This is a genomic window from Streptomyces sp. NPDC093064, assembly GCF_044754605.1.
In the GTDB taxonomy this organism is placed as follows: Bacteria; Actinomycetota; Actinomycetes; order Streptomycetales; family Streptomycetaceae; genus Streptomyces.
The window spans coordinates 254,525-279,924 of sequence record NZ_JBIVPK010000008.1; the positions used below are offsets into that span (position 1 = coordinate 254,525).

The following is a 25,400-nucleotide window of genomic DNA, read 5'->3' on the forward strand; positions in this document are numbered from 1 at the left end:
GAGTCCGGCGTGCCGTTGGCGGCCGCATCCTGTGGGAATCCGTCCCAGGGGTGCGGAACCTGAACATCCAGCGTTCTGAAGCCGCTGGGTTCTTCGGACGCCGTCATTACTCTTCTCCAAGGCGCGTCTGATTTTCTGAAGAATGGCCACAGCACTGGACAGCAGGCGTGCCGTATGGAATACCGGGCGTGGAGCGGGTGCAGGGCCAAGTCCGTCGACCTGGCCCTGCACACCGCCTGCCGGAGTTACTGCTGAATGCTGATGGCCTGCTGGGCCTCGGACTGGGCGACGGCCCAGGGCGAGCACGAGTTCAGCGCGGCGGACTCGTTGTGAGCGCTCACGTGCGCGGTCTTCTTAGTGATGCTGGTCATCTTGGTGAAGTTGAACGAGAACTTCCCCAGCGCCTCCCGGCCGGGCAGCAGTTCCGCGGTCTCGGCCTCGAGCTGGTCCATGTTCATGGGGACACCTTTCATTGAAGGGTTGTTGGGGGTTCTGGCGGCAGAGATCCGCTCTTCGCAGCCGGGTCATGCGGAAAACCCTGCTGTGGAGCCGGAGGCGGCGGAACCGCTGGGGGAACCAGCAGGCACACACCAACCGCGCCGTCCAGAGACTCCGAACGGTTTGTCCGGAGGTCCCGGACAGTAGCGGACGCGGAAGCGGGAGTGCAAACCTCCTATATGCGACATGTGTTCAAAAGTGCACGGTCGTTCACTTCCGGGGTCCCCGCGGGGGCGGGGTGTGGCCGGCGCTCCAGAGGCTGTGTGTCGACCTGTACGCGGGCTTCGAGGGGCGAGCGAACTCTGCAAAAGTCAGGGCAGAGCAATGGCGGGTGTCGCGCTCTACGGGCGGCGAAGTAACAGGTGGAGGACTCCTGCTCCGTTTTTCTACTCCTCGAAATACGGGTCATTTAAGAGCGGGAATTAGCCTGCGGGAGCCATTGATTCAGTCCGGAGAACTGGTCGGACGGCTAATCGCGCCACGCCGCATAATTCGTCTGGACGGGTGTTTCGAAAAGGCGGGGCGGCGTTGCTTCATGCATGCTCGGCAAGGCAGCTGAGCTGCTGCTTTCTAATCCCGGCCGGCTGTCCCCTCGTGCCTGACCGCACACCGGCTTCAGCAGTGGGCCCAGTAATTCGATGTAACGTCTGATGCAGCGGCAGGGAAACACCGAATTCCTGCCGTTCGAAAGGAGAGCAAGTGAAGACCATTGCGAGATCGGTGGCGGTCGCGCTTCTGACTGCCGGCGCCGTCGTGGTGCCTGCCTCCGCAGAGGCGATCGCGGCCCCGCTCCATGCCCCAGCCTCCGCGACGTTGGCGGCCCACTCGTTCGACCGAGGCGACCGTTACGGCTCCTACGAGTACCGCCACGGCTCTGACCTGCGGCGACACCGCGACTACTGGCGTCATGACAGCTACCGGTACCGGTCCTGCGACCGCTACTCAAGGTGGGACCGGGACTGCGACCGGGACTGGCGCTACCAGTCGAACCGATGGGACCGATGGGACTGCTACCCCTACGGGCGTCGCTACTAGTCCCGCTCCCGTGAAAGGCCGAGCCGCCCGCCGTCGAACCTTCCGACGGCGGGCGGCTCGCCTTTTACTGAGGCGGGGGTGATCTCGGAACTCGGTGGTGGAGGGATTTTCCTATTCGCGCCCGGTAATCAGTCGATGGTCAGCCTATAGACCGTCAGGGCCATTCCGTCGACTGAAACGCAGGAATCCATCTGGCTTGTTGTCAACCTGGGGATAAGCTTGCTGATGGTCTGAAGTTCGGCCGCACTGAGAACGGTGGTGGCGACCTTGATCAGGTCGGTCAGTGTTGCCTCGGACACTTCCTGGCGTGCGTCACCGGGGAGCAAAATCACCGTCTCACCAGTGCTGCCACGGACGACAGCGGTCATGGAAGTTCCTCGTACGACGAGCACCTGCTACCCCTCTCGCCAGCGCACCATTTTCGACCCGCTGATACTGGCGCGGCAGGAGGGAGGGTATCCGGTTCACCCCAGTGCGACGGCCTCCCAGCCGTCGGCCGCGTCGAGCTCCTCTTGGAGTCTGATCGCGTGGACGATACTCGCGTTGAGTGTCTTGCGAATGATGGGATCGGAGATCCCCCACGCGTTCATGGCCTCGTTCGGGGACAACGCTGCTGAGGCTGCCTCGTGGCTTGCGGTTCGGGGCCCTCGTTGTTCAGGGATGAGGCCGCTCTCCACCAGCATTGCTCGGTGATCGAGGTCGAGGACCGTGGCCCACTTCGTCAGCTGTGAGGGGAGCGGCAGGGTTCTGCCGTCCAGCGTCCGGCTGATGGTGGTCAGGCTCAGTCCGGTCAGGGCCGCCAGTTGTGCTCGGCCGCCCTTGCGCCGGCGGATGTCGTACCCGGCCGCGGTCGCGGCCGCGGAGAGGTAGGCGCCGACACGCCGCGCTTGAGCCTGTCGCCCGGTCCGATTCCCCTGATGGAGATCTTCCGTAATCCGCATGTCCGGAGGGTAGCGCGCATGCATGTACTTTCACGCTAGTTGCATGCGTGCACCTTTGCAGGTCAAGGGCCTAGATCGGCATTCCTCCAGGCCAACTCATCGATCGAGTACTTATGTGCGAATAAAAATAGCCTTGCGTCACATCAGCCTGGCAACTTCCATACGTCCGTGCGTGTGGGTTAGCCGCACGGATGCAAGTCCCTTAGGGGGTCTTCTGACCATGCTCCGCCTCCATATGGCCAAGCTCCTGGTGAAGGCCAAGGAGCTTGGTGACGAAAGTGTTGCCGACGTGGCCCAGCGCACCGGTATCAGCAGGTCGACGCTCCACCGACTCGCGGCCGGGACGAAAGAACCGAGCCTGGCCACGCTCTGGACGCTGCGCGACGCCTACGGGGTCGGGCTCGACACTCTCGTGTACGACGACCCGCTGGCCACGCGGCGCACCGCCGTTTCACGCCGGTGGCCGACGCCCGCTCCAGCCGGACGCCGGCGCGAGTCCGGCTGACGGCCCGCGGAGCCCGCGGGGGCGGCCTCTCCTCGTCACCCAGCCCCACATCGTTCCTCCACTCACGATCGGAAGCAGGCTTTGATTTCTTATGCCCAGGCCGTGTCCGGCGGCCTCACAACGAGGGAACCGGCCCTCATCACCCGCGCCCAGCAAGGCGATCCCGAGGCATTCGGCGAGCTGTACCGGATGTACCACGACGTCGTCGCCGCGTTCATCGGCCTCCGCGTCAGATCGAACCCGACGCTCGCCGAGGATCTCACCGCCGATGTCTTCATGAAGGCGTGGGCCAAGATCGGCACCTTCCGGTGGACCGGCACGTCGATCCGTGCCTGGCTGTGCACGATCGCCCGCAACGTGGTCGCCGACCACTTCAAGGTCGCCGCGACACGGCGCCTGACCTTCGTGGACCAGATCACCCACGTGTGGGACGCCTGGGTGACCCCGGCGAGCACCGCGGAGGACACGGTCCTGTCCACCCTTGCCGCTGCCGACCTGCACCACGCCCTGTCCGGGATCACGCCACGTCAACAGGCCGTCATCCGGCTCCGGTTCCTCCGCGAGCTGTCCGTCAGCGAGACGGCCCGCACCATGGGCACCACCGACGCCGCCGTCAAGACCCTGCAGTGGCGCGCGCTCGACTCCCTCCGCAGGGCCTATGTGGAGGCGGGAGCATGACGACCACTCCCGAGAGCCGTAGCGACGTCGAGATCGAGCGCGAACTGACCGAGCAGTTGGCGCAGTTGGCCCGGAGGTTCATCGCCGGCCTCCAGGCGCAGGGGCGCCTGGTGGAAACGGGCGGGGCCGAAGCTCTCAAACGGCTCCAGGAACAGGACGAAGCGCAGCGCGGCCTGCCCGAAGAGGACCAGCCGGCCGCCGACGTCACCGAAGCCGCCGACCCGAAGCCGCCCGCCCCGGCACTCCTCCGCGTGATCGCCCTGCCCGGCACCGGCCTTGACAGTCCCCCGGCGCCCGACACCGCGGCAAGTGTGCCGCAGCCGGCTGTCGTGCCCGTCGCCGAGCAGACCCCCATGATCAGGCCCGCCGCCGCTCGGACCACGAGCACCGAGGAGCAGGGCGCGGCCGACTGGACTCCGGCGCAGGCCCGTACGGCCGCTGTGGCGGCCAAGCTGCGGGCCGAGAACGCAGGCCGGCTCGAGACCACGCACATCACCTCGGACCACGAGCGCGTCGTCATCCACATCCACGCCCTCTCACTCGACCACTGGGAGTACTGGCTGACCGCCATCGGCGCAGCACTCGACGCTCCCACCCACCGCGCCGGATGGGCCCAGACCGCCGCCGGACAGATCGACGCCGTCGACGTCCACCTCACCGCGTACCAAGTGCCGCACCTCCTCGACACAGCCGCTGAGGCCGCCGGCGAACCGTTCTTCTTGGGAGGGCGCGTTTACGACCTCGCCCGCGGCCAGGTCGACCGGCACGGCCAGATGTGGAGCTACCTCGGCCAACGACGGGAAGACGGCATGCCGCTGCTGACCCTCTGCGGTACCAGCAGCCCTCCGTACCCGCTCGCCACGATCGTCACGGCCAACGGCCCCCTCTCCGCCGTTGAGACGCAGACCGCCGCGGCCTCGTCCCCGGACGCCGAAGACACCCGGTGAACACCGACCCCGATCACGGTGAGCCGCATCCAGGGGACTCACATGGCCCGAGACGGGCCGGGACGGGTCGTTCTCAACTCGTGAAGCCGATCCGCGCGAGGCGCAGGGGGCCGCGCAGCCCGAGGCGCAGATCGTGTACGCCGGCGGCGGTGGCCGGAACGGTGAGGGTGGTGTAGTCGTACGGGCCCGACGTGGGGCTGTCCAGGACGACCACCGCGAGTACCGGGCCGCCGTCCAGGGACAGTTCGACCGTGCCCTCGCCTGCCACCTCCACGCTCACCCGCGTCACACCAGTGCTGAAGTCGCAGTCACGGTAGAGCAGTTCGCCCGGCCTGCCGGGAGCGGGTGTCACCGCGTCGCCCGTCGTCCTTGTCCGGTCGACGATCTCGATGCCCGACTGCTCGTCGAAGTCGGCGGCGTTCAGGCCGCGTTGCAGGACCGGGCGCGGAGTGCCGGGCTCGCCGTCGAGGGTGAGGGTGGTGCGGAGGCGGATGTCCTCGCTGGAGGCGCCGACGAGGAAGTCGTACGGGCCTGGCTCCAGACGCCGGCGGCCCAGTGACACGTCCCAGAACTCCAGTGCGATGAGGGGGACTTCGAAGGTCAGGTCGGCCTTTTCACCGGGCGCGAGCGTGACGCGGCGGTGGGCGGCCAGCTCCCGGCGCGAGCGCGGGACCGACGGGTTCGCGGCGCGGGTGTAGAGCTGGGCGACCTCGTCCGCGGTGACGCCCCCGTGGTTGGTGACCGTGAAGGATACGCGCACCGTGTCCTGCCCGACCCGGACCGCCAGGTCGCCGTATCCGAACGACGCGTACGACAGCCCGTGCCCGAAGGGGAACAGCGGGGTTCCCTCGAAGTACAGGTACGTCTGGCGGCTGCCGATCACGTCGTAGTCGAGCAGGTCCGGCAGGTCGGAGTCGTCCGCGTACCAGGTCTGCGGGAGCCGGCCGGCGGGGGAGGAGTCACCGGCCAGCACCCGGGCCAGGGCGGTGCCCGCCGCCTGGCCGCCGTGGGCGGTCCACAGCACCGCCCGCAGGGGAGCTGGGTCGACCGCGTACGGGTACGACGAGACCAGCACCAGCGCCGTGTTCCGGTTCGCGGTGCGGGCCGCGCGCAGCAGCCGCTCCTGGTGCTCCGGCAGCCGCAGGGTCCTACGGTCCTGCGTCTCCCGGCCGTTGATGTGCGGGTCGTTGCCCGCCACCACCAGCACCACGTCGGCCCGGTCGGCCGCGCGCGCCACCGCCTCCTCCCCGCGCTCGGACACGAGCAGCTCGAAGACCTCCGCGACCTCCGCGCCGTCCGGCCCGTTCTCCTCGGCGATCCTCACGCCGTCGGCGGTGACACGGACGTGGCGACCGGTCCCGATGTGCCGCAGGAGGTGCCCGCCGCGGTGCGGTTCGAGCCGGAACGTCTCCTGCACCACCCAGCCGCCCGGCTGGTCGGCCGAGGCGCGCACACAGCCGTCGTCGGCCACCGACAGGTAGCGGCCGTCCGGTGCGCGCAGGGTCAGGACGCCCTCCCCCCAGTCCATCAGGGACAGCACGGTGCCGGTGGCGTCGGTGGTGAGCGGCGGCAGGTCGGTGCGGCCGGCCAGCAGGGCGGGGTCCAGCGCCCCCTCCGAGCCGCGCGCCGTACCTTCGGCCTTCCCGGGCGGCACGTGCAGGAAGCGGCCGTCGGCCGTGCGCAGCCGCACCCGGTCCACCCCCTCCGCGAACTCGACGCGCTCGGCGCCGAACCGCTCGTACAGACCCTCCAGCGGTGTGGACCGGCGCAGCAGCGTTCCGCTGTACCAGTCGAGCTTGCACTCGTCGGCGAGCGGGCCGACCACGGCGACGCGGGCGCCGGCGGCCAGGGGCAGCAGCCCGTCGTTGCTCAGCAGCACGACCGCCTGCTCGGCGGCCTCCAGCGCGAGCGCCCGGTGCTCGGGCGTGTCGAACTCCCCGGTGCCGGCGTGCGGATCCTCCCGCGGGTCGAACTCGCCGAGCCGGAAGCGCACCGAGAGCTGCCGGCGCACGGCCGTGTCGACGTCGGCCTCGGTCAGCAGGCCCTGCTCCAGGGCGCCCCGCACCCGCGCCACGGTCTTCGCCGGATCCGTGCCGTGGTCGGTGAGGCTGTCCACGCCGGCCAGCAGCGCTGCGGCGGTGGCCTCCTCGTGCGTGGCGAAGTAGTGCTCGGAGTCGACCAGATTGGAGGGCGCGCCTGCGTCCGAGCAGACCAGCAGGTCCTCTTCGGTCCAGGTGCGCAGATGCTCGCGCAGGTACGGCGAGACGTGGTTGGGGCGGCCGTTGACCAGGTTGTAGGCGGGCATCACACCGGCCACCGCGCCCGCCGCCACCGCCTCCCGGAAGGCCCGCAGGTCGTACTCGTGCAGGACGCGCGGGCGCACCGAGGAGGACGTGGTGTCCCGGCGGGTCTCGTTGTTGTGCGCCAGCCAGTGCTTGAGGACCGGCGCCGTGCGCCAGTACGTCGGATGGCCGCCCCGCAGGCCGCGGGTGTAGGCGACGGCGATCGCCGACGTCAGCCTCGGATCCTCCGAGTAGCCCTCCTCGTTGCGGCCCCACAGCGGGTGGCGCAGCGGATTCACCACCGGGGCCCAGACATTGAGGCCGACGCGGTCGTCGCGGGCGCGCATCGCCCGGACCTCGCGGGACACCGCCTCGCCGATCCGTCGCACCAGGTCGTCGTTCCAGGTGGCGCCGAGCCCGACGGCCTGCGGGAAGACCGTCGCCGGGCCCATCCACGCCACCCCGTGCAGCGCCTCCTGACCGGTGCGGAACGCGGCGAGGCCCAGTCGCGGAACGGCGGGCGCGAACTGGTGCAGGAAGGAGACCTTCTCGTCGAGGGTCAGCCGCGCCAGCAGATCGTCGACGCGCTTCGCGAACGGCAGCCGCGGATCGCGGAACGGAGGCGTGTGAGGCGTTCGTACGGTCACGTGGGGGTCCCCTAGCGCTGGAACGGCAAGCCTCTTTCGAAGCGCTTCGATGCTCAGTCGACTCGGGGGCGGGTGTCAAGACGGTCCGGGGCAGCAAGTCCGGTTCCTGGCCCGCACCTCAAGGGGCGTATGAGACCAGTCCGTTGGGCCGCGCCTCGGAGCAATCTTGGAACCGACCCTTGTGCGCCCTCAGGTGTTCACTTAACCTCGCAGCAACATCGAAGCGCTTCGACTCAGTTCGACCTCCCCGTATCGATACATCAAGACACCGCAGCCGACGGCCCCACCGCCGGGTGTCCTGGTGCGCCACGAAGGGTTGACGCAATGACGCCGAACGCCGCCCCCGCCTCCACCGGCCCCAGCCGGAGAAGCTTCCTCGCCTCCACGGCGGTCGCCGCCGCAGCGGTGACGGGAGGGATGCCGCTGCTCGCCGCCTGCGACGGTGGCGACGGCGGCTCGCGCGGCGGCACCACGTCGGGCAAGGGCGCCAGGAAGCTGCTGCCGTCCTACGTCGCGAACAACGTCGTCTCGCCCGACATCCCCGCCAAGAACGGCTCCGCCGTCGGCTTCACCCGCCCGCTCGACCTCGCCGGCCTCGAGACCTCCGTGCCGAAGAAGCTCGGCAAGGGCGGCAAGGTCAGCGTCATGTCGCCCTTCTGGGGCTCCCCGCCCAAGCAGGACAACGCGTACTACCGGGCGATGAACGACCTCATCGGCGTCGACGTCGTCTGGCAGAACCAGGACGGCAACACCTACGACCAGAAGCTCGGAGCGGTCCTCGCCTCCAGCAGCATCCCGGACGTAGTGGTGGTCCCCGGCTGGAACATGGGCGGCAAGATCCCCAGTGCCATCACCAGCAAGTTCGCCGACCTCGGCCCCTACCTGTCCGGGGACGGGGTCAAGGAGTACCCGAACCTCGCGGCGATTCCGACGGACGCCTGGCAGCGCTCCATCTTCGGCGGCAGGCTCCGCGGCCTGCCGATGCCCGCCTCCTACGTCACGAACATCGTGCCCCTCTACCGCCAGGACCTCTTCGACAAGGAGGGGTACGAACTTCCCCGCTCGGCGGACGAGTTCCTGGCGCTGGCCAAGGAGATCACCAACGCCCGGGCCAAGCGGTGGGCCTGCGGCGACATGAAGTGGACGGCGTTCAACGCCTTCGGTGTGCTCTCCGGCGGCGAGAAGCCCCTCGGCTGGGACCTCGTCGACGGCAAGCTGGTCAACCGCGTCGAGACCCAGGAGTACCTGGAGGCGCTGGAGTGGACCCGCAAGCTCTTCGCCGCCGGATACGTCCACCCCGACTTCGAGCTGGGCAAGAGCGCCTCCACCGACCCGGGCCCCAAGTTCGCCGCCGGCGAGTTCCTGATCTACAACAACGACATCTCGCAGTGGTACGGCCGCGCCGCCGAACAGGCCACCCAGAACCCGGACTTCAAGGTCTCGGGCATGGACGTCTTCGGCCACGACGGCGGCCACCCCACCCTGTGGGCCACCCAGCCCGCCAACATCTTCGCCTTCGTCAGCAAGAAGGCTTCCGAGTCGGTCGTCCGCGACGTGCTGGCCGTCGCCAACGTCACCGCCGCCCCGTACGGCACCAAGGAGTACATGCTCACCAACTACGGCGTCGAGGGCACGCACTACACCCTCAAGGACGGGGTGCCCGTCAAGAACGACAAGGGCAACAACGAGGTCATGAACGCCTACGTCATGGTCGCGAGCCCCGCCCCGACCCTCGCTCACCCCGACCTCCCCGACATCACCAGGGCCCAGGTCGAGTGGCAGCAGCGGATGGGCGCCTTCACCAGGAAGTCCGCCTTCTACGGCATGCAGATCACCGAACCCTCCCGCTGGACCAACCTGTCCAACGACTTCGAACAGCTGGAGGACGACATCGTCCGCGGCCACAAGAAGATCGCCGACATGCAGCAGGCCGTCTCCGACTGGAAGAGAAAGGGCGGCGACGACCTGCGCGACTGGTACAGGAAGATCCTCGACGAGAACGGTTCGGCGGCAGGCTGACCCGGGCGCTGAGGCAAGGAGACCGGCCGTGTCCCACAGCACGGTGCCTCGGAGCAGGACCGAGGCCGGCACGACGGCGAGGGCGTCCGGCGGCGCCACCGGAACCAGGGGCGATCCGCGCCCGGGGAGGCTGAGCCCGCGCATCAGGTTCAGACGCGACCGCGTGCTGCTCCTGATGACGCTCCCGGCCGTCGTCCTCGTCCTGCTGTTCAACTACATACCGATCCTCGGCAACGTCGTCGCCTTCCAGGACTACGACCCCTACATCAGCGACAACGGCGTCGTCTCCATCGTGCACAGCCCCTGGGTGGGCCTGGAGAACTTCCAGGCGATCTTCGCGGACTCGGCCTTCTGGAACGCGATGAAGAACACTCTGGTGCTGTTCTTCCTCCAGCTCGTGCTGTACTTCCCCCTCCCGATCCTGCTCGCGCTGCTCATCAACAGCGTGGTCAGACCCCGGGTGCGGGCGGTCGCGCAGGCCGTGCTGTACCTGCCGCACTTCTTCTCCTGGGTGCTGGTCGTCGCCGTCTTCCAGCAACTGCTCGGCGGCGCCGGGCTGCTCTCCCAACTGTTGCGGCAGCACGGCTACGACGGCCTTGACATCATGACCGACCCCAGCACCTTCAAGTTCCTCATCACCGCGCAGAGCGTGTGGAAGGACGCCGGCTGGGGGATCATCGTCTTCCTCGCCGCGCTCGCCTCGGTGAGCCCGGACCTGTACGAGGCCGCGGCGATGGACGGCGCCGGACGGTGGCGCCGCGTCTGGCACGTCACGCTGCCCGCGCTGCGCCCGGTGATCGCGCTGCTCCTCGTGCTGCGCGTCGGCGACGCCCTCACCGTCGGCTTCGAACAGATCCTGCTGCAACGCGACGCCGTGGGCCCCGGAGCCGCGGAGGTCCTGGACACCTTCGTGTGGTGGAACGGCGTACGCAACCAGGACTTCGGCTACGCGGCCGCCGCCGGCCTGATCAAGGGCGTGGTCAGCCTCGGACTGGTCCTCGCCGCGAACAAGGTGGCCCATCTCATGGGCGAGCAGGGGGTGTACCGGAAGTGACCACCGTGATCGGCAAGCCCGTACGCGAACGCCGCCGGTGGGCCGCCCCGGCCCGGCCGGTGTGGGAGGAGAAGCCCACCGGGGCCGGCCTCGCGGGCAAGGGACTGGTCCTGACCCTGGCCTGCCTGGCGATCCTCTTCCCGCTGTGGATCGTCGTCGTCACCAGCCTCTCCTCGCGCAAGACCATCGACGAGGCCGGCGGTCTGGTCATGGTGCCCAAGGGCGTCACCTTCGTCGCCTACCGGGAACTGCTCGGCGGCGGCCAGGTCACCCGCGCCGCGGTCGTCAGCACCCTGGTCACCCTGATCGGCACGTTGTTCTCGATGACCGTGTCCGTACTGTGCGCCTACGGCCTGTCCCGCACCGGCTCGCTCGGCCACCGCTGGATCCTGATGACGCTGCTGGCGACGATGTTCTTCAGCGCCGGCCTCATCCCCACCTACCTGCTGGTGCAGACCCTCGGCCTGACCGACACCTACCTCGCGCTGATCCTGCCCAGCGCGGTGAGCGTGTTCAACATCCTCGTGCTGCGCGGCTTCTTCATGAACATCTCGCCGGAACTCCTCGACAGCGCCCGCATCGACGGCGCCGGCGACCTGCGCATCCTGTGGCAGATCGTGATGCCGCTGTCCCGTGCGGTGCTCGCCGTGATCACGCTGTTCTACGCGGTCGGCTACTGGAGCGCGTGGTTCAACGCGTCCCTCTACCTCAACGACCAGAGCATGCTGCCGCTCCAGAACGTCATGATCCAGCTCGTCCAGAAGCAGCAGGCCCCGGTGGGCCTCGCCCAGTCCATCAAGACCGGTCAACTGTCCGGGCTCGCCGTGCAGATGGCGGTCATGGTGATGGCGCTGCTGCCGGTGGCCGTGCTGTCGCCGTTCGTCCAGAAGCACTTCAGGAAGGGGATGCTCACGGGGGCCGTCAAGGGATAGGCGGCTCCCGCGCGGCGACCTTCTTCCAAGGTGAGGACACTGTCATGCAGACGACCAACGGCCGCATCCTCTTCGGCGGCGACTACAACCCCGAGCAGTGGCCCGAGGAGACCTGGCACGAGGACGTCCGGCTGATGAAGGACGCCGGGGTCAACTCCGTCACCCTCGGCGTGTTCTCCTGGTCGAAGCTCGAACCGCACCCCGGCGCCCGCGAGTTCGGCTGGCTCGACACCGTGATGGACCTCATGGAGGCCAACGGCGTCGGAGTCGTCCTCGCCACCCCCACCTCCTCGCCCCCGCCCTGGATGGGCCGCCTGCACCCCGACACCCTGCCCCGCGACGAGGACGGCCGCACCGAGTGGTGGGGCGGCCGACAGCACTTCTCGCACTCCAGCGCCACCTACCGCCGCTACGCCGCCGCCATCACCGAGGACCTGGCCGCCCGCTATGCCGACCACCCCGCCCTCACGATGTGGCACATCAACAACGAGTACTGCACCCACGACCACGGCGACGAGGCCGCCTCCGCCTTCCGCCGCTGGCTGCGCACCCGGTACGGCACCCTCGACGCCCTCAACGCCGCCTGGGGAACGGCGTTCTGGAGCCAGGGCTACGACAGCTGGGACGGCATCCTGCCCGCGCGCCGCGCCCACTACCTGAAGAACCCCGCCCAGGTCCTGGACTTCCGCCGCTTCACCTCCGACATGCTCCTGGAGTGCTACCGCGCCGAACGCGACATCGTCCGCCGGCACACCCCGCACCTTCCGGTCACCACCAACTTCATGCCGCTGTGGTCCGGTCAGGACGGCTGGCGCTGGGCCGCCGAGGAGGACGTCGTCTCCGTCGACCTCTACCCCGACCCGCGCGATCCCCTGGGCGCCCAGTACGGCGCGTTCGTCCAGGACCTCACCCGCTCCCAGGCCCGCGGCCCCTGGATGCTCATGGAACAGGCGGCCGGTCCGGTCAACTGGCGTGCCGTCAACCATCCCAAGCCGCCCGGGCTCAACCGCCTGTGGTCCCTTCAGGCGGTGGCACACGGCGCCGACGCCGTCTGCTACTTCCAGTGGCGCCAGTCCCGGCAGGGCGCGGAGAAGTTCCACTCCGGGATGGTCGGCCACGCCGGCGAGCAGGGCCGTACGTTCCAGGAGGTCAAGCGGATCGGCGCCGAACTGCGGCGGATCGGCGCCGAGGTGTCCGGCACCCACGGCACCCGCGACATCGCGGTCCTCCACGACTGGCACTCCTGGTGGGCCTGCGACCAGGACGGCCGCCCGTCCGAGCACATCGAGTACCCCGAGGTACTGCGCGCCTGGCACCGCGCCCTGTGGGAAGCCCGCCTCGCCACCGACTTCGCCCATCCCGAGCACGACCTCACCGCCTACCGGCTCGTCGTCGTCCCCCAGCTCTACCTGCTCACCGACGCGGCGATCGACAACCTCCTGGCGTACGTCGCCGGCGGCGGCACCCTCGTGTGCGGTTTCCTCACCGGGGTCGCCGACGAGGACGACCGTATTCGCCCCGGCGGCATGGATCCGCGGCTGCGTGAACTGTTCGGCATCCGCACGCTGCACGAGTGGTGGCCGCTGGACGCGGGGGAGAGCGTCGCGTGCGCGGGCGGACTGCGCGGGACGCTGTGGTCGGAGGAGATCGAGGCCGCCGGCACCGCCGACGAGACGGTCCCGTACCAGGGCGGCGAGCTCGACGGGCTGCCCGCCGTGCTCCGCCGGGGCCGCGCCTGGTACGTCTCCACCCTCCCGGAGCCCGAGGCACTGCGCACCCTGCTCACCCGCATCGCCGCCGGTGCGGGCGCCCGCCCGGTGCTGGACGGGCTGCCCGCCGGGGTCGAGGCCGTCCGGCGCGGCGAACTGCTGTTCCTGCTCAACCACGGGCGCGAGCCGGTGACCGTCGACGTGCCGGGCACCCACCGCGACCTGCTCACCGGGGCGCCCGTGACCGGCCGCACGATGCTCGGTCGGTACGGAGCGGCGGTGCTGAAACCGTGACCGGGGGACTTCGGCACGGAACCTGGGAACCCCTCCCGGCCGCCCGCTGGGAGGACGCCTTCCTCAGCGGCAACGGCCACCACGGCGCCCTGGTGTTCGGCGATCCGGACGACGACCGTGTGATCGTCACCCATCACACCCTCGTCCGCCCCAACGGCGGCGAGCACGCCAGGCCCCCGCAACTCGCCGATGAACTGCCCGCTCTCCAGGACCGGTTGCTGGCCGGCGACCGCACGGCCGCCGAGTCCTTCACGGACGGACGGGCGGTGCAGTGGGTGCAGCCCTTCCACCCGGCCTTGCGGATCCGGCTGAGCCGCCCGCCCCGCGCCCGGCAGGTCCCCCGAGTTCACGACTCCGCTCGAACAAGGGGGACCCCCTACCGCCGCTCGGTCGACTTCACCAGCGGCGAGGCGACGGCGGTGTGCGGGGAACGGATCAGCCGCGTCTTCGTCTCACGCGCCGACGACGTGATCGTCCAGCACGTCACCGCGCCCGGCCCCACGCTCGACGTCCGTCTGGACCACCGGCTGCCCGGCGTGCCGCCCGGCCTCGGCGTCGGCCAAGGGGCGCTGCTCACCGCCGAGGGCGCCGTACTGAGCCTGCACGCCCGCTACCCCGGCAGCGACCGCGCCTACACCGGCGTGCTGCTGGTCGCCGTCACCGGTGGCACCACGGCGCTCGCCCCGCCCGGAGTGCGCGTCACCGGCGCGGACTCGCTGCTGTTGCTCACCCGGGTGCGCCGGCACACCGGTGAACCGTCCGTGACCGAGGAAGCGGAGGCCCTGCTCGACCTGCTGACCGGGCGGACGTACGACGACCTCCTCGACCGCCATCTGCCCGCGCACCGCACCGCCTACCACCGCGTCACCCTCGACCTGCGCGGCGAGCCCGTCGAACGCGCCCTATCAGGCTCGGAGTTGCTCAAGCGGCCGGGCAGCGCGGCCCTGGTGGAGCGGCTGTTCGCGGCCGGCCGCTACCATCTGCTCTCCGCCAGCGGCCTGCTCCCGCCCCGGCTCACCGGACTGTGGACCGGCGACTGGGACACGGCCTGGTCCGGCGCGTTCACCACGGACGCCAACCTCAACCTCCAGACCGCCTCCGCCGCCGCGGCCGGCCTCCCCGAGGTCGGCGAGGCCCTGGCCCGGCTCGTCGAGGCACAACTCCCCGACTGGCGGGACAACGCTCGCGCGACCTTCGGCGCCCGGGGGGCCGTGGCGCCCGCGCACACCGACGGCGAGTCCGGCCACGCGTACCACTTCAGCCGTGAGTACCCGCTGCACCTGTGGACCGCCGGCGCCGACTGGCTGCTCAAGCCGCTCGTCGACCTCGACGAGACACGCGGCGCCCAGGAGCCCCGCACCGCCGCCGCGCTCGCCGAAGTCGCCCGGTTCTACGAGGACTTCCTCACCCGCACCGACGAGCACGGCCACCTCGTGGTCGTCCCCTCCTACTCGCCCGAGAACCGCCCCGCCAACGCGAGCTGGGGCACGCTCAACGCGGCCATGGACCTCTCCGCCGCCCGGCACGCCCTGCGGACGGCCGCCGCCTACCACCCCGGCACCCCCGACGCCGACCGCTGGCAGGCCCTCGCCGACCGCCTCCCACCGCACCGGATCAACGCCGACGGCGCCCTCGCCGAATGGGCGTGGCCCGGCCTGGCGGACGCCTACGACCACCGCCACCTCAGCCACCTCTACGCCGTCTGGCCGCTGGACGAGATCGACCCCCACGACACCCCGGGCCTGGCCGCCGCCGCCCACCGCGCCCTCGCGCTGCGCGGCGCGGAGAACGACTCGGCCCACGGCCACCTCCATCACGCCCTGATCGCGGCCCGCCTAGGCGACGGCGAACGCGTCGGCCGCGCCCTCCGGTACGTACTTGAGGGCGACTACTTCCACGCCTCCTTGATGAGCGCCCACTACCCGGACCGGAACGTCTACAACGCCGACGCCGCCCACGCCCTGCCCGCCGTACTGATCGAGACGCTGGTGCGGTCCACCCCGGACCGGCTGGTCCTGCTGCCCGCGCTCCCGTCGGCGTACCCGGAGGGCGAACTGCGCGGGATCCGCACCCGGTTCGGGGCCGAAGTCGACCTGGCCTGGAGCGCTGACGCGGCCACGGCGCTGCTGCGCCCCACCCGTACCCTCCGCATCGACCTGAGGACTCCCTCCGGCGCACGACCGCTCGACCTGGTCGCCGGAGAGGCCCGCGCCCTCGACCTGAGGACGTGGTGACCCCCCGCAACTCCCCCCACCCATGGAAGGGACACCACCATGGCAACACGCACCCGGAGCAGACTCTCCACGGCGCTGCTCGCGCCCGCCCTCGCCCTCGGCGCCACCGTCGGCCTCGCCTCCGCCCCCGCCCAGGCCGCCGTCTGGAACTCCTGCGACCAGTGGGGCAACACCACGCTCAACGGCTACACGCTGTACAACAACATCTGGGGCTCCGGCACCGGCAGCCAGTGCATCTGGGCCAACTCCGGCACCAACTGGGGCGTGTGGGCGAACCACCCCAACACGGGCGGCATCAAGTCCTACCCGAACGCCAAGAAGGTGGTCAACAAGCCGATCACCTCGCTCGCCTCGCTCACCAGCGGCTACAACGTCACCGTCCCGTCCTCCGGCGCGTACAACACCTCGTACGACATCTGGGACACCGGCTACAAGTACGAGGTCATGCTCTGGGTCAACAAGACCGGGGCCGTCGGCCCGCTCGGCAGCTCCCAGGGCAGCGTCACCCTCGGCGGCTCGACCTGGAGCGTCTACAAAGGCAACAACGGCTCGAACGACGTCTTCTCGTTCATCCGCAGCTCCAACTCCAACTCCGGCACGGTGAACATCCTGCCCCTCCTGAAGTGGATCAAGGACACCAAGGGCTGGTTCGGCAACGTGACCATCGGGGACGTGCAGTTCGGCTACGAGATCACGTCGTCGTCCGGCGGACTGGACTTCACCACCAACAGCCTCACGGTCAGCAGCAGCTGACCCGGGGCCCATGAGTGTGCGGCCGGTCCCGCACAGGGGAGGGACCGGCCGCACGTCCGCGTCCGGGCCGCGCTACCCGGCGACCGGCAGCTCGGCCCCGTCCCGCAGGAACAGCGGGATCCGGTCCAGCGGGGCGTCGACCGTCACGGCCGTACCGCCCGCGTACTCCCGGCCGGTCCACGCGTCGGTCCACCGCGCGCCCGCCGGGAGGTACGCGGTGCGGGCCGTGGCCCCGGCCGTCAGCACCGGGGCGACCAGCAGGTCCCGGCCGAGGAGGTAGGAGTCGTCCGCCGTCCACGCCGTCTGGTCCGCGGGGAACTCCAGGAACAGCGGCCGCATCACGGGCAGCCCCTCCTCGTGGGCCTCCCGCATGACCTCCAGCACGTACGGCTTCAGGCGCTCGCGCAGCCGCAGGTACTTCTCCAGGACGGGGTACGCCTGCTCGCCGTACGACCAGACCTCGTTGGGGCCGCCGGTCATCTCCGGGCCCAGCGGCATGCCCGGGTCCCGGAAGCCGTGCAGCCGCATCAGCGGGGACAGCGCGCCGAACTGGAACCAGCGTACGAGCAGTTCCTGGTAGGCGGGATCGTCCGGGTCGCCGCCGTGGAAGCCGCCGATGTCGGTGTTCCACCAGGGGATCCCGGACAGCGCGGTGTTCAGGCCGGCCGCGATCTGGCGGCGCAGGGTCGCGAAGTCGGTGCCGATGTCACCGGACCACAGGGCGGCGCCGTGGCGCTGACTGCCCGCCCACGCCGAGCGGTTGAGAGTGATCACCTCGTCCACGCCGGCGGCGCGCAGGCCCTCCTCGAAGGCGCGGGAGTTCTCCGCCGGGTAGAGGTTGCCGACCTCCAGGCCGGGGCCCGCCCAGTAGCGCAGGTTCTCGGCGAAGCCCGGCTTCAGCTCCGGCTCGCAGGCGTCCAGCCAGAACGCCGTGATGCCGTACGGGTCCAGGTAGTTCTCCTTGATCCTGGACCACACGAACGCGCGCGCCTCGGGGTTGGTTGCGTCGTAGAAGGCGACCTGGACGGTGGAGGCGACCTGCTTGTCCGGCCAGTCGGCGTGCGCCATCGGGCCGTACTGGGTGCCGATGAAGTAGCCGCGCTGCTCCATCACCGGGTGGTTCTCGCTCAGCGGGGACACCGACGGCCAGACGGACACCACCAGCTTGATGCCGAGGTTCGTCAGCTCGCGCACCATAGCCGCCGGGTCCGGCCACTCCTCGGGGTCGAACTTCCACTCGCCCAGGTGGGTCCAGTGGAAGAAGTCGCAGACGATCGCGTCGATGGGCAGGTTCCGCCGCTTGTACTCCCGGGCCACTTCGAGGAGTTCGTCCTGGGTGCGGTAGCGCAGTTTGCACTGCCAGAAGCCGGCCGCCCACTCGGGCAGCATGGGCGTACGTCCGGTCACCGCGCTGTAGCGGCGCTGGGTGTCGGCCGGGGAGCCCGCGGTGATCCAGTAGTCGATCTGGCGGGCGGAGTCCGCCACCCAGCGGGTGCCGTTCCCGGCCAGCTCCACGCGGCCGATGGCCGGGTTGTTCCACAGCAGGGTGTAGCCGCGGCTGGAGGTGAGCACGGGGATGGTGACCTCGGCGTTGCGCTGGACCAGGTCGACGACCAGGCCCTTCTGGTCCAGCCGGCCGTGCTGGTGCTGGCCGAGGCCGTACAGCCTCTCGTCGTCGTAGGCGGAAAAGCGCTGCTCCAGGCGGTGGTGGCCGTTGCCGACGGCGGTGTAGAGGCGGGGGCCCGGCCACCAGAAGTGGGCGCGCTCCTCCGCCAGTAGCTCCGTGAGGTCGTCCGTGCGCAGGAAGCGGACCAGGCCCGCGGCGTCGACGTCGACCGTGAGCGCGCCGACGGTCAGGCGTCCGCGGCCGTCCTCGATCTTGACGGTGCTCTCGGTGGCCGGCGCGTGGGCGAGGAGCGCACCGGGCAGGCCGTCCAGGACCGGGCCCCCGAGCCGGGCGCGCACCCGGACCGCGTCCGGCCCCCACGGCTCGATGCGTACGGTCTCCTGGCGGCCGCTCCACTCAAGCACGCCGTCCCGGTCGCGGAACATGCCGACCGTGGGGGAGGACTGGGCGAGGCTGACCGGGCCGTGCGGGGGCTGGGTCTCGGCATGCTGGTTCACCGGGTTCCTCCGAGGATGCCCCGCCCTTCAGAGCGGGGAGGAATGGGACGGGCTGGTACGCTCTCCAGCGTGCTGAGCGAGAACCAAGCCAGCACAGCAACTCCTTCGCTTGCAGTGCCAAACCGGGCTGGTTCCACCCCGGCTGGTGTTGATCGTGTAAGACCTGCTGGTCCGCTGGATCCGCAGGCGACGTGAGCCAGGAATCTCCCTGCTTCAGCTGGGAGAGGGTTCAAGAGTGCTCCTTGAAGGAGTGGGGGGTGGGGGCGGAGGCGTCCTGGGCGGGCCGGGGCCGGAGCGGACCGGTGTCAGGAGCCGGAGGGAACCGGCCCGGAACTCGCCCGGACCGTCAACTCGGGCGCGATGAGCACCACTTCGTCCGTGCCGCGTCCGTCGAGCTTGGCCACCAGGCGCGCGACGGCGTGCCGGCCCATCTCCTGGGCGGGGACGCCCACCGAGGTCAGGCGCACCGAGGCCTGGACAGCGACCTGGTCCGGGCAGATCGCGACCACCGACACGTCCTCGGGGACCGCGCGGCCCTGCTGGCGCAGCAGGGCGAGCAGGGGTTCGACGGCGGACTCGTTCTGCACGACGAAGCCGGTGGTGCCGGGGCGCTCGTCGAGGATCCGGGCCAGGGTCACCGCCATCGCGTCGTACCCGCCCTCGCACGGGCGGTGCAGCAGGCCCAGGCCCAGCTCGCGGGCCCGGGAACGCAGACCGTCGAGGGTGCGCTCGGCGAAGCCGGTGTGCCGTTCGTAGACCGCGGGCGCCTCGCCGATGACGGCGATGTCACGGTGCCCGAGCAGTGCCAGGTGCTCCACGCACAGCGCGCCCGTCGCACCCCAGTCCAGGTCCACGCAGGTCAGCCCGGTGGTGTCGGCGGGCAGCCCGATCAGGACCGACGGCTGGTCGGTCCCGCGCAGCAGCGGCAGTCGTTCGTCGTCCAGCTCGACGTCCATCAGGATCATGGCGTCGGCGAGTCCGCTGCCGGTGACCCGGCGCACCGCGTCGGGGCCCTCCTCACCGGTGAGCAGCAGCACGTCGTAGCCGTGCGTGCGGGCGGTGGTCGCCACGGCGATGGCGATCTCCATCATCACCGGCACGTACATGTCGGTACGCAGCGGGACCATCAGGGCGATGATGTTGGACCTGCTGCTCGCCAGGGCGCGGGCGCCCGCGTTCGGGTGGTAGCCGAGCTCCCGGATGCTCTCCTCGACCCGCTGTCGGGTGCTCGCGGAGATGGACCGCTTGCCGCTGAGGACGTAGCTCACCGTGCTCGCCGAGACTCCGGCGTGCTGGGCGACCTCGGCGAGGGTGACCATCCAGCTCTCCAAATTGTGTGAAGCGCTTCGACAGTGCGCGGTGCTGACATCGGGGCGTGAGGGTGGTTCGACAGTAACCCCGGCGAGAGTGGGTGTCCATAGCCTGTCGAAGCGCTTCGATTGTTTTCCTCCCCTGGTCCGGGGCGGGGCCATCCGAACGGAGTACACGAGTGGTCGTCACGCCCCGCGCACAGGATGCTGGGGGTGGCATCACACCGAAACAGACGGTGGACTGCGAGCGTCCGTGCGCGTGGGGTGGTGGATCCGCCCGGTATCGGGTACATACGATCCAGTAGCACCGGTCGGTAACGTACCGCCCCCACATCCCTCTTCGCGGCGAGGTGAGCCTCATGTCCGCACCAACGTCCAACAAGCCCACGGTCACCGAGCGCGAGGCCCGGCAGGTGGCGGAGGCCGCCCGGGAGCAGGACTGGCGCAGGCCAAGCTTCGCCAAGGAGCTGTTCCTCGGCCGCTTCCGGCTCGACCTCATACATCCGCATCCGCTGCCCGCCGCCGACGACGCCCAGCGCGGCGAGGAGTTCCTGTCCAAGCTCCGCGACTTCTGCGAGACGAAGATCGACTCGGCCCGCATCGAGCGCGACGCGCGGATCCCGGACGAGGTCATCACCGGGCTCAAGGAGCTCGGCGCCCTCGGTATGAAGATCGACACCAAGTACGGCGGCCTCGGCCTGACCCAGGTCTACTACAACAAGGCCCTCGCCCTGGCCGGCTCCGCCAGCCCCGCGATCGGCGCGCTGCTCTCCGCGCACCAGTCGATCGGCGTACCGCAGCCGCTGAAACTCTTCGGCACCCAGGAGCAGAAGGACACCTTCCTGCCGCGCTGCGCCCGCACCGACATCTCCGCCTTCCTGCTCACCGAGCCGGACGTCGGCTCCGACCCGGCACGCCTGGCGACCACGGCGGTCCCGGACGGCGACGACTACATCCTCGACGGGGTCAAGCTGTGGACGACCAACGGGGTCGTGGCCGACCTCCTCGTCGTCATGGCACGCGTGCCGAAGTCGGAGGGCCACCGCGGCGGCATCACCGCCTTCGTCGTCGAGGCCGCCTCCGAGGGCATCACGGTGGAGAACCGCAACGCCTTCATGGGCCTGCGCGGCATCGAGAACGGCGTCACCCGCTTCCACCGGGTCCGGGTCCCGGCCACCCACCGCATCGGCGCCGAGGGGCAGGGCCTGAAGATCGCCCTGACCACCCTGAACACCGGCCGACTCTCCCTGCCGGCGATGTGCGCGGGCGCGGGCAAGTGGTGCCTGAAGATCGCCCGCGAGTGGTCCGCGGCCCGCGAGCAGTGGGGCAAGCCGGTCGCGCTGCACGAGGCGGTCGGCTCCAAGATCTCCTTCATCGCGGCCACCACCTTCGCGCTGGAGGCGGTGCTCGACCTGTCGTCCCAGATGGCCGACGAGAACCGCAACGACATCCGCATCGAGGCCGCCCTCGCCAAGCTCTACGGCTCCGAGATGGCCTGGCGGATGGCCGACGAACTGGTCCAGATCCGCGGCGGCCGCGGCTTCGAGACAGCCGCGTCCCTCGCCGCCCGCGGGGAACGCGCGGTGCCCGCCGAGCAGATGCTGCGCGACCTGCGCATCAACCGCATCTTCGAGGGCTCCACCGAGATCATGCACCTGCTGATCGCGCGCGAGGCGGTCGACGCCCACCTCTCGGTCGCCGGCGACCTCATCGACCCCGACAAGACCCTCTCGGACAAGGCGAGGGCGGGCGCGAACGCGGGCGTCTTCTACGCCAAGTGGCTGCCCAAGCTGGTCGCGGGCCCGGGCCAGCTCCCGCGCTCGTACGCCGAGTTCCACCCGCCCGGGCACCTCGACCTCTCCGGCCATCTGCGCTACGTCGAACGCCACGCCCGCAAGCTCGCCCGCTCCACCTTCTACGCCATGTCCCGCTGGCAGGGCCGGATGGAGACCAAGCAGGGCTTCCTCGGCAGGGTCGTCGACATCGGCGCCGAACTGTTCGCGATGAGCGCGGCCTGCGTCCGCGCCGAGCTCCTGCGCTCCCAGGGCGACCACGGCCGCGAGGCCTACCAGCTCGCCGACGCCTTCTGCCGCCAGTCCCGCATCCGCGTCGCCGAACTCTTCGACCGCCTGTGGACCAACACCGACGACCTCGACCGCAAGGTCGTCAAGGGCGTCCTCGGCGGCGCCTACACCTGGCTGGAGGAAGGGGTCATCGACCCGTCGGACGACGGCCCCTGGATCGCGGCGGCGGACCCCGGCCCGAGCGAACGGGAGAACGTGCACCGCCCGATCAGGTGACGGCAGGCCGACGGCCACGAGACGCGGTACCCACCCGTCGGCGATCTCCACCGGCCGCCCGGAGGCATCGGCCACCGGGCGGCCGACCGCGTCCGCCGGCGGGGGCGCGCCGTGCCGCGTCCCGGCGCGGCGACCGGCGACTCGCTCCCCCATCGGGAGGGACGCGCTGTCCGTTCGGGGAGCCGCTGCCGCCACAATGGGGGAATGAGCGACAGTCCAGCCCCTCTCGCCGACCCGCACCTCGTCTTCGACCCCGTCGCCGGGGACGGGCCCAAGGACGTGGTGGTCCTCGGGTCCACCGGGTCCATCGGCACCCAGGCCATCGACCTCGTACTGCGCAACCCGGACCGCTTCCGGGTCACCGGGCTCTCCGCCAACGGCGGACGGGTCGGTCTCCTCGCCGAGCAGGCGTACCGGCTGCGGGTGCGGACCGTCGCCGTGGCCCGCGAGGACGTCGTACCGGCCCTGCGCGAGGCGCTCGCCGCGCAGTACGGGACGTCCGAGCCGCTCCCCGAGATCCTCGCCGGACCGGACGCGGCCCCCCAGCTCGCCGCCTCCGACTGCCACACCGTCCTCAACGGCATCACCGGCTCCATCGGCCTCGCCCCGACCCTCGCCGCCCTGGAGGCGGGCCGCACCCTCGCGCTCGCCAACAAGGAGTCGCTCATCGTCGGCGGCCCGCTGGTCAAGGCGCTCGCCAAGCCCGGTCAGATCATTCCCGTGGACTCCGAGCACGCCGCCCTCTTCCAGGCACTCGCGGCGGGGACGCGGACCGATGTGCGCAAGCTGGTCGTCACCGCCTCCGGCGGGCCCTTCCGCGGCCGGACCAAGGCCCAGCTCGCCGACGTCACCGTCGAGGACGCCCTCGCCCACCCCACCTGGGCGATGGGTCCGGTGATCACGGTCAACTCCGCCACCCTGGTCAACAAGGGGCTGGAGGTCATCGAGGCACACCTGCTGTACGACATTTCCTTCGATCGCATTGAGGTCGTCGTGCATCCGCAGTCGTATGTCCACTCGATGGTTGAGTTCACCGATGGATCCACCCTCGCCCAGGCGACGCCCCCCGACATGCGCGGGCCCCTCGCCATCGGCCTGGGCTGGCCCGAACGCGTTCCCGACGCCGCGCCCGCCTTCGATTGGAGCAAGGCGTCGACCTGGGAGTTCTTCCCGCTCGACAACGAGGCCTTCCCCTCCGTGGGGCTCGCCCGGCACGTGGGCCGGCTCGCCGGCACCGCCCCGGCCGTGTTCAACGCGGCCAACGAGGAGTGCGTCGACGCGTTTCTGCGCGGCACACTGCCCTTCAACGGGATCATGGAGACCGTGACACAAGTGGTCGAGGAACACGGCACACCCCGTACGGGAACTACCCTGACGGTGCCGGACGTCCTCGAAGCGGAGACCTGGGCCCGCGCCAGGGCCCGGGAACTGACAGCGCGGACGGCGACAGCGGAGGCGCGTGCATGACGTCCTTGATGATGATCCTCGGCATAGTCGTCTTCGTGGTGGGCCTGCTGGTCTCGATCGCGTGGCACGAGCTGGGGCATCTGTCCACCGCCAAGCTCTTCGGCATCCGCGTGCCGCAGTACATGGTGGGATTCGGCCCGACGCTCTGGTCGCGCAGGAAGGGCGAGACGGAGTACGGCATCAAGGCCATCCCGTTCGGCGGCTACATCCGCATGATCGGCATGTTCCCGCCGGGCGACGACGGCCGGATCACCGCCCGCTCCACCTCGCCCTGGCGCAGCATGATCGAGGACGCCCGTTCGGCGGCCTTCGAGGAACTCGGCCCCGGTGACGAGAAGCGCCTGTTCTACACGCGTGCCCCGTGGAAGCGGGTCATCGTGATGTTCGCGGGCCCCTTCATGAACCTGATCCTCGCGGTCGCGCTGTTCCTGACCGTCCTCATGGGCTTCGGCATCTCGCAGCAGACGACCACCGTCAGCTCGGTCTCCCAGTGCGTCATCGCACAGAGCGAGAACCGCGACAACTGCACGAAGACCGACGCCCCGGCGCCGGCCGCGGCCGCGGGTCTGAAGGCGGGCGACAAGATCGTCTCCTTCAATGGGATGAAGACCGGCAACTGGAACCAGCTGTCCGACCTGATCCGCGCCAACCCCGGCAAGGAGGTGTCGATCGTCGTCGACCGCAAGGGCCAGGACGTCACCCTGCACGCGAAGATCGCCACCAACCAGGTCGCCAAGAAGGACTCCCACGGCCAGATCGTGCAGGGGCAGTACGTGAGCGCCGGATTCCTCGGCTTCAGCGCCGCCACCGGCATCGTCCGCCAGGACTTCGGCCAGTCCGTGACCTGGATGGGCGACCGGCTCGGCGAGGCCGTCCACTCCATCGCGAGCCTGCCCGGCAAGGTGCCGGCCCTGTGGAACGCGGCCTTCGACGGCGCCCCCCGCCAGCCCGACTCCCCGATGGGCGTGGTCGGCGCGGCCCGCGTCGGCGGCGAGATCTTCACCCTGGACATCCCGCCCACCCAGCAGCTGGCCATGGCCCTGATGCTGGTCGCCGGCTTCAACCTCTCCCTGTTCCTGTTCAACATGCTCCCGCTGCTCCCGCTGGACGGCGGGCACATCGCGGGGGCGCTGTGGGAGTCGCTGCGGCGGAATCTGGCGAGGGTGCTGCGCCGGCCGGACCCGGGTCCGTTCGACGTGGCGAAGCTGATGCCGGTGGCCTACGTGGTGGCGGGCGTCTTCGTCTGCTTTACGATCCTCGTCCTGATCGCTGACGTAGTTAACCCGGTCAAAATCTCCTAGCGGACCCCATCGAAGGCGGCCGGACGGGTCTCCCGTCCGGCCGCCTTCAATTGAGTGGGTTTTGATGGGTGGGATGTGCTGGGGCACATGGACGTGCCGTAATCTCGATGCCTGGAGCCCGCCGCTGAACGAGGCCGGACCTTGATCCACGACTTGGGGTTGCACAGCAGATGACTGCGATTTCTCTCGGCATGCCGTCCGTTCCGACCAAGCTCGCCGAGCGCCGCAAGAGCCGGCAGATCCAGGTCGGCTCCGTGGCGGTGGGCGGGGACGCGCCGGTGTCGGTGCAGTCGATGACGACGACGCGTACGTCGGACGTCGGCGCCACGTTGCAGCAGATCGCGGAGCTGACGGCTTCGGGTTGCCAGAT

20 protein-coding genes are annotated in these 25,400 nt (G+C 70.1%); 14 read left to right on the top strand and 6 right to left on the bottom strand.

Going from position 1 to position 25,400, the window contains the following annotated elements; genetic code table 11:
- Positions 1-245: 245 nt before the first annotated feature.
- A complete protein-coding gene (locus ACIQFZ_RS13255) occupies positions 246-458 on the bottom strand; it encodes a hypothetical protein (protein WP_365429092.1) in 213 nt (70 codons plus the stop codon).
- A 739-nt stretch (positions 459-1,197) separates the two neighbouring features.
- Here ACIQFZ_RS13255 and ACIQFZ_RS13260 point away from each other — a divergent pair.
- The gene (locus ACIQFZ_RS13260; RefSeq protein ID WP_365429095.1) at positions 1,198-1,533 is read left to right on the top strand and encodes a hypothetical protein; all 336 of its coding nucleotides are present in this window, start codon (positions 1,198-1,200) and stop codon (positions 1,531-1,533) included.
- Positions 1,534-1,661: 128 nt separating this feature from the next.
- On the opposite strand, the gene ACIQFZ_RS13265 is transcribed toward ACIQFZ_RS13260, so the two are convergent.
- Complete coding sequence (locus tag ACIQFZ_RS13265; protein WP_365429098.1) at positions 1,662-1,901, bottom strand: hypothetical protein; 240 nt, start codon at positions 1,899-1,901, stop codon at positions 1,662-1,664.
- 96 nt (positions 1,902-1,997) lie between these two features.
- Positions 1,998-2,498: a helix-turn-helix transcriptional regulator gene (locus ACIQFZ_RS13270; protein ID WP_365429101.1), complete on the bottom strand. Its 501-nt coding sequence runs from the start codon at positions 2,496-2,498 to the stop codon at positions 1,998-2,000.
- Positions 2,499-2,694: 196 nt separating this feature from the next.
- On the opposite strand from ACIQFZ_RS13270, the gene ACIQFZ_RS13275 reads away from it, so the two are divergent.
- The 3 genes from ACIQFZ_RS13275 (at position 2,695) to ACIQFZ_RS13285 (ending at position 4,604) form a co-directional block, all read left to right on the top strand.
- A complete protein-coding gene (locus ACIQFZ_RS13275) occupies positions 2,695-2,979 on the top strand; it encodes a helix-turn-helix transcriptional regulator (RefSeq protein ID WP_365429104.1) in 285 nt (94 codons plus the stop codon).
- Between the two features lie 102 nt (positions 2,980-3,081).
- Entirely contained in the window at positions 3,082-3,657 is a 576-nt protein-coding gene (locus ACIQFZ_RS13280) for a sigma-70 family RNA polymerase sigma factor (RefSeq protein WP_365429107.1), read from the top strand.
- On the top strand, positions 3,654-4,604 hold the full coding sequence (locus ACIQFZ_RS13285) for a BN159_2729 family protein (protein ID WP_383057964.1): 951 nt from the start codon (positions 3,654-3,656) through the stop codon (positions 4,602-4,604). The genes ACIQFZ_RS13280 and ACIQFZ_RS13285 overlap by 4 nt, the downstream gene beginning before the upstream one ends.
- Before the next feature lie 73 nt (positions 4,605-4,677).
- On the opposite strand, the gene ACIQFZ_RS13290 is transcribed toward ACIQFZ_RS13285, so the two are convergent.
- Positions 4,678-7,533 (bottom strand): glycoside hydrolase family 3 C-terminal domain-containing protein, encoded by a 2,856-nt coding sequence (locus ACIQFZ_RS13290; RefSeq protein WP_402691237.1) that lies wholly within the window; start codon positions 7,531-7,533, stop codon positions 4,678-4,680.
- A 324-nt stretch (positions 7,534-7,857) separates the two neighbouring features.
- Between ACIQFZ_RS13290 and ACIQFZ_RS13295 the strand changes: the two genes are divergently transcribed.
- The 6 genes from ACIQFZ_RS13295 to ACIQFZ_RS13320 are packed head-to-tail and all read left to right on the top strand — an operon-like array spanning position 7,858 to position 16,528.
- Positions 7,858-9,552 (top strand): extracellular solute-binding protein, encoded by a 1,695-nt coding sequence (locus ACIQFZ_RS13295; protein ID WP_402691238.1) that lies wholly within the window; start codon positions 7,858-7,860, stop codon positions 9,550-9,552.
- A gap of 28 nt (positions 9,553-9,580) precedes the next feature.
- On the top strand, positions 9,581-10,606 hold the full coding sequence (locus ACIQFZ_RS13300; RefSeq protein WP_402691239.1) for an ABC transporter permease: 1,026 nt from the start codon (positions 9,581-9,583) through the stop codon (positions 10,604-10,606).
- Positions 10,603-11,538 (top strand): carbohydrate ABC transporter permease, encoded by a 936-nt coding sequence (locus tag ACIQFZ_RS13305; RefSeq protein WP_402691240.1) that lies wholly within the window; start codon positions 10,603-10,605, stop codon positions 11,536-11,538. Before ACIQFZ_RS13300 ends, ACIQFZ_RS13305 begins: the two co-directional genes overlap by 4 nt.
- Before the next feature lie 44 nt (positions 11,539-11,582).
- The gene (locus ACIQFZ_RS13310) at positions 11,583-13,541 is read left to right on the top strand and encodes a beta-galactosidase (protein ID WP_402691241.1); all 1,959 of its coding nucleotides are present in this window, start codon (positions 11,583-11,585) and stop codon (positions 13,539-13,541) included.
- Positions 13,538-15,775: a glycosyl hydrolase family 95 catalytic domain-containing protein gene (locus ACIQFZ_RS13315; RefSeq protein ID WP_402691242.1), complete on the top strand. Its 2,238-nt coding sequence runs from the start codon at positions 13,538-13,540 to the stop codon at positions 15,773-15,775. Before ACIQFZ_RS13310 ends, ACIQFZ_RS13315 begins: the two co-directional genes overlap by 4 nt.
- A gap of 39 nt (positions 15,776-15,814) precedes the next feature.
- Positions 15,815-16,528, top strand: a complete 714-nt coding sequence (locus tag ACIQFZ_RS13320; RefSeq protein WP_402691243.1) for a hypothetical protein — start codon at positions 15,815-15,817, stop codon at positions 16,526-16,528.
- Positions 16,529-16,600: 72 nt separating this feature from the next.
- On the opposite strand, the gene ACIQFZ_RS13325 is transcribed toward ACIQFZ_RS13320, so the two are convergent.
- Positions 16,601-18,652, bottom strand: coding sequence for a TIM-barrel domain-containing protein (locus ACIQFZ_RS13325; RefSeq protein WP_383057954.1), 2,052 nt, complete (start codon positions 18,650-18,652; stop codon positions 16,601-16,603).
- A gap of 305 nt (positions 18,653-18,957) precedes the next feature.
- The gene (locus ACIQFZ_RS13330; protein WP_402691244.1) at positions 18,958-19,971 is read right to left on the bottom strand and encodes a LacI family DNA-binding transcriptional regulator; all 1,014 of its coding nucleotides are present in this window, start codon (positions 19,969-19,971) and stop codon (positions 18,958-18,960) included.
- A 350-nt stretch (positions 19,972-20,321) separates the two neighbouring features.
- Here ACIQFZ_RS13330 and ACIQFZ_RS13335 point away from each other — a divergent pair, with 350 nt between their 5' ends.
- The 4 genes from ACIQFZ_RS13335 to ACIQFZ_RS13350 all read left to right on the top strand — a co-directional run.
- Positions 20,322-22,262 carry an acyl-CoA dehydrogenase family protein gene (locus ACIQFZ_RS13335; protein WP_402691245.1) on the top strand — a complete coding sequence of 647 codons (1,941 nt, stop codon included), beginning with the start codon at positions 20,322-20,324 and terminating at the stop codon, positions 22,260-22,262.
- Between the two features lie 204 nt (positions 22,263-22,466).
- The gene (dxr, locus tag ACIQFZ_RS13340; protein WP_402691246.1) at positions 22,467-23,729 is read left to right on the top strand and encodes a 1-deoxy-D-xylulose-5-phosphate reductoisomerase; all 1,263 of its coding nucleotides are present in this window, start codon (positions 22,467-22,469) and stop codon (positions 23,727-23,729) included.
- Between the two features lie 8 nt (positions 23,730-23,737).
- The gene (locus tag ACIQFZ_RS13345) at positions 23,738-25,030 is read left to right on the top strand and encodes a site-2 protease family protein (protein WP_365775792.1); all 1,293 of its coding nucleotides are present in this window, start codon (positions 23,738-23,740) and stop codon (positions 25,028-25,030) included.
- Positions 25,031-25,200: 170 nt separating this feature from the next.
- A partial coding sequence (locus ACIQFZ_RS13350) for a flavodoxin-dependent (E)-4-hydroxy-3-methylbut-2-enyl-diphosphate synthase (protein ID WP_037868215.1) occupies positions 25,201-25,400 on the top strand: 200 nt, incomplete at its 3' end.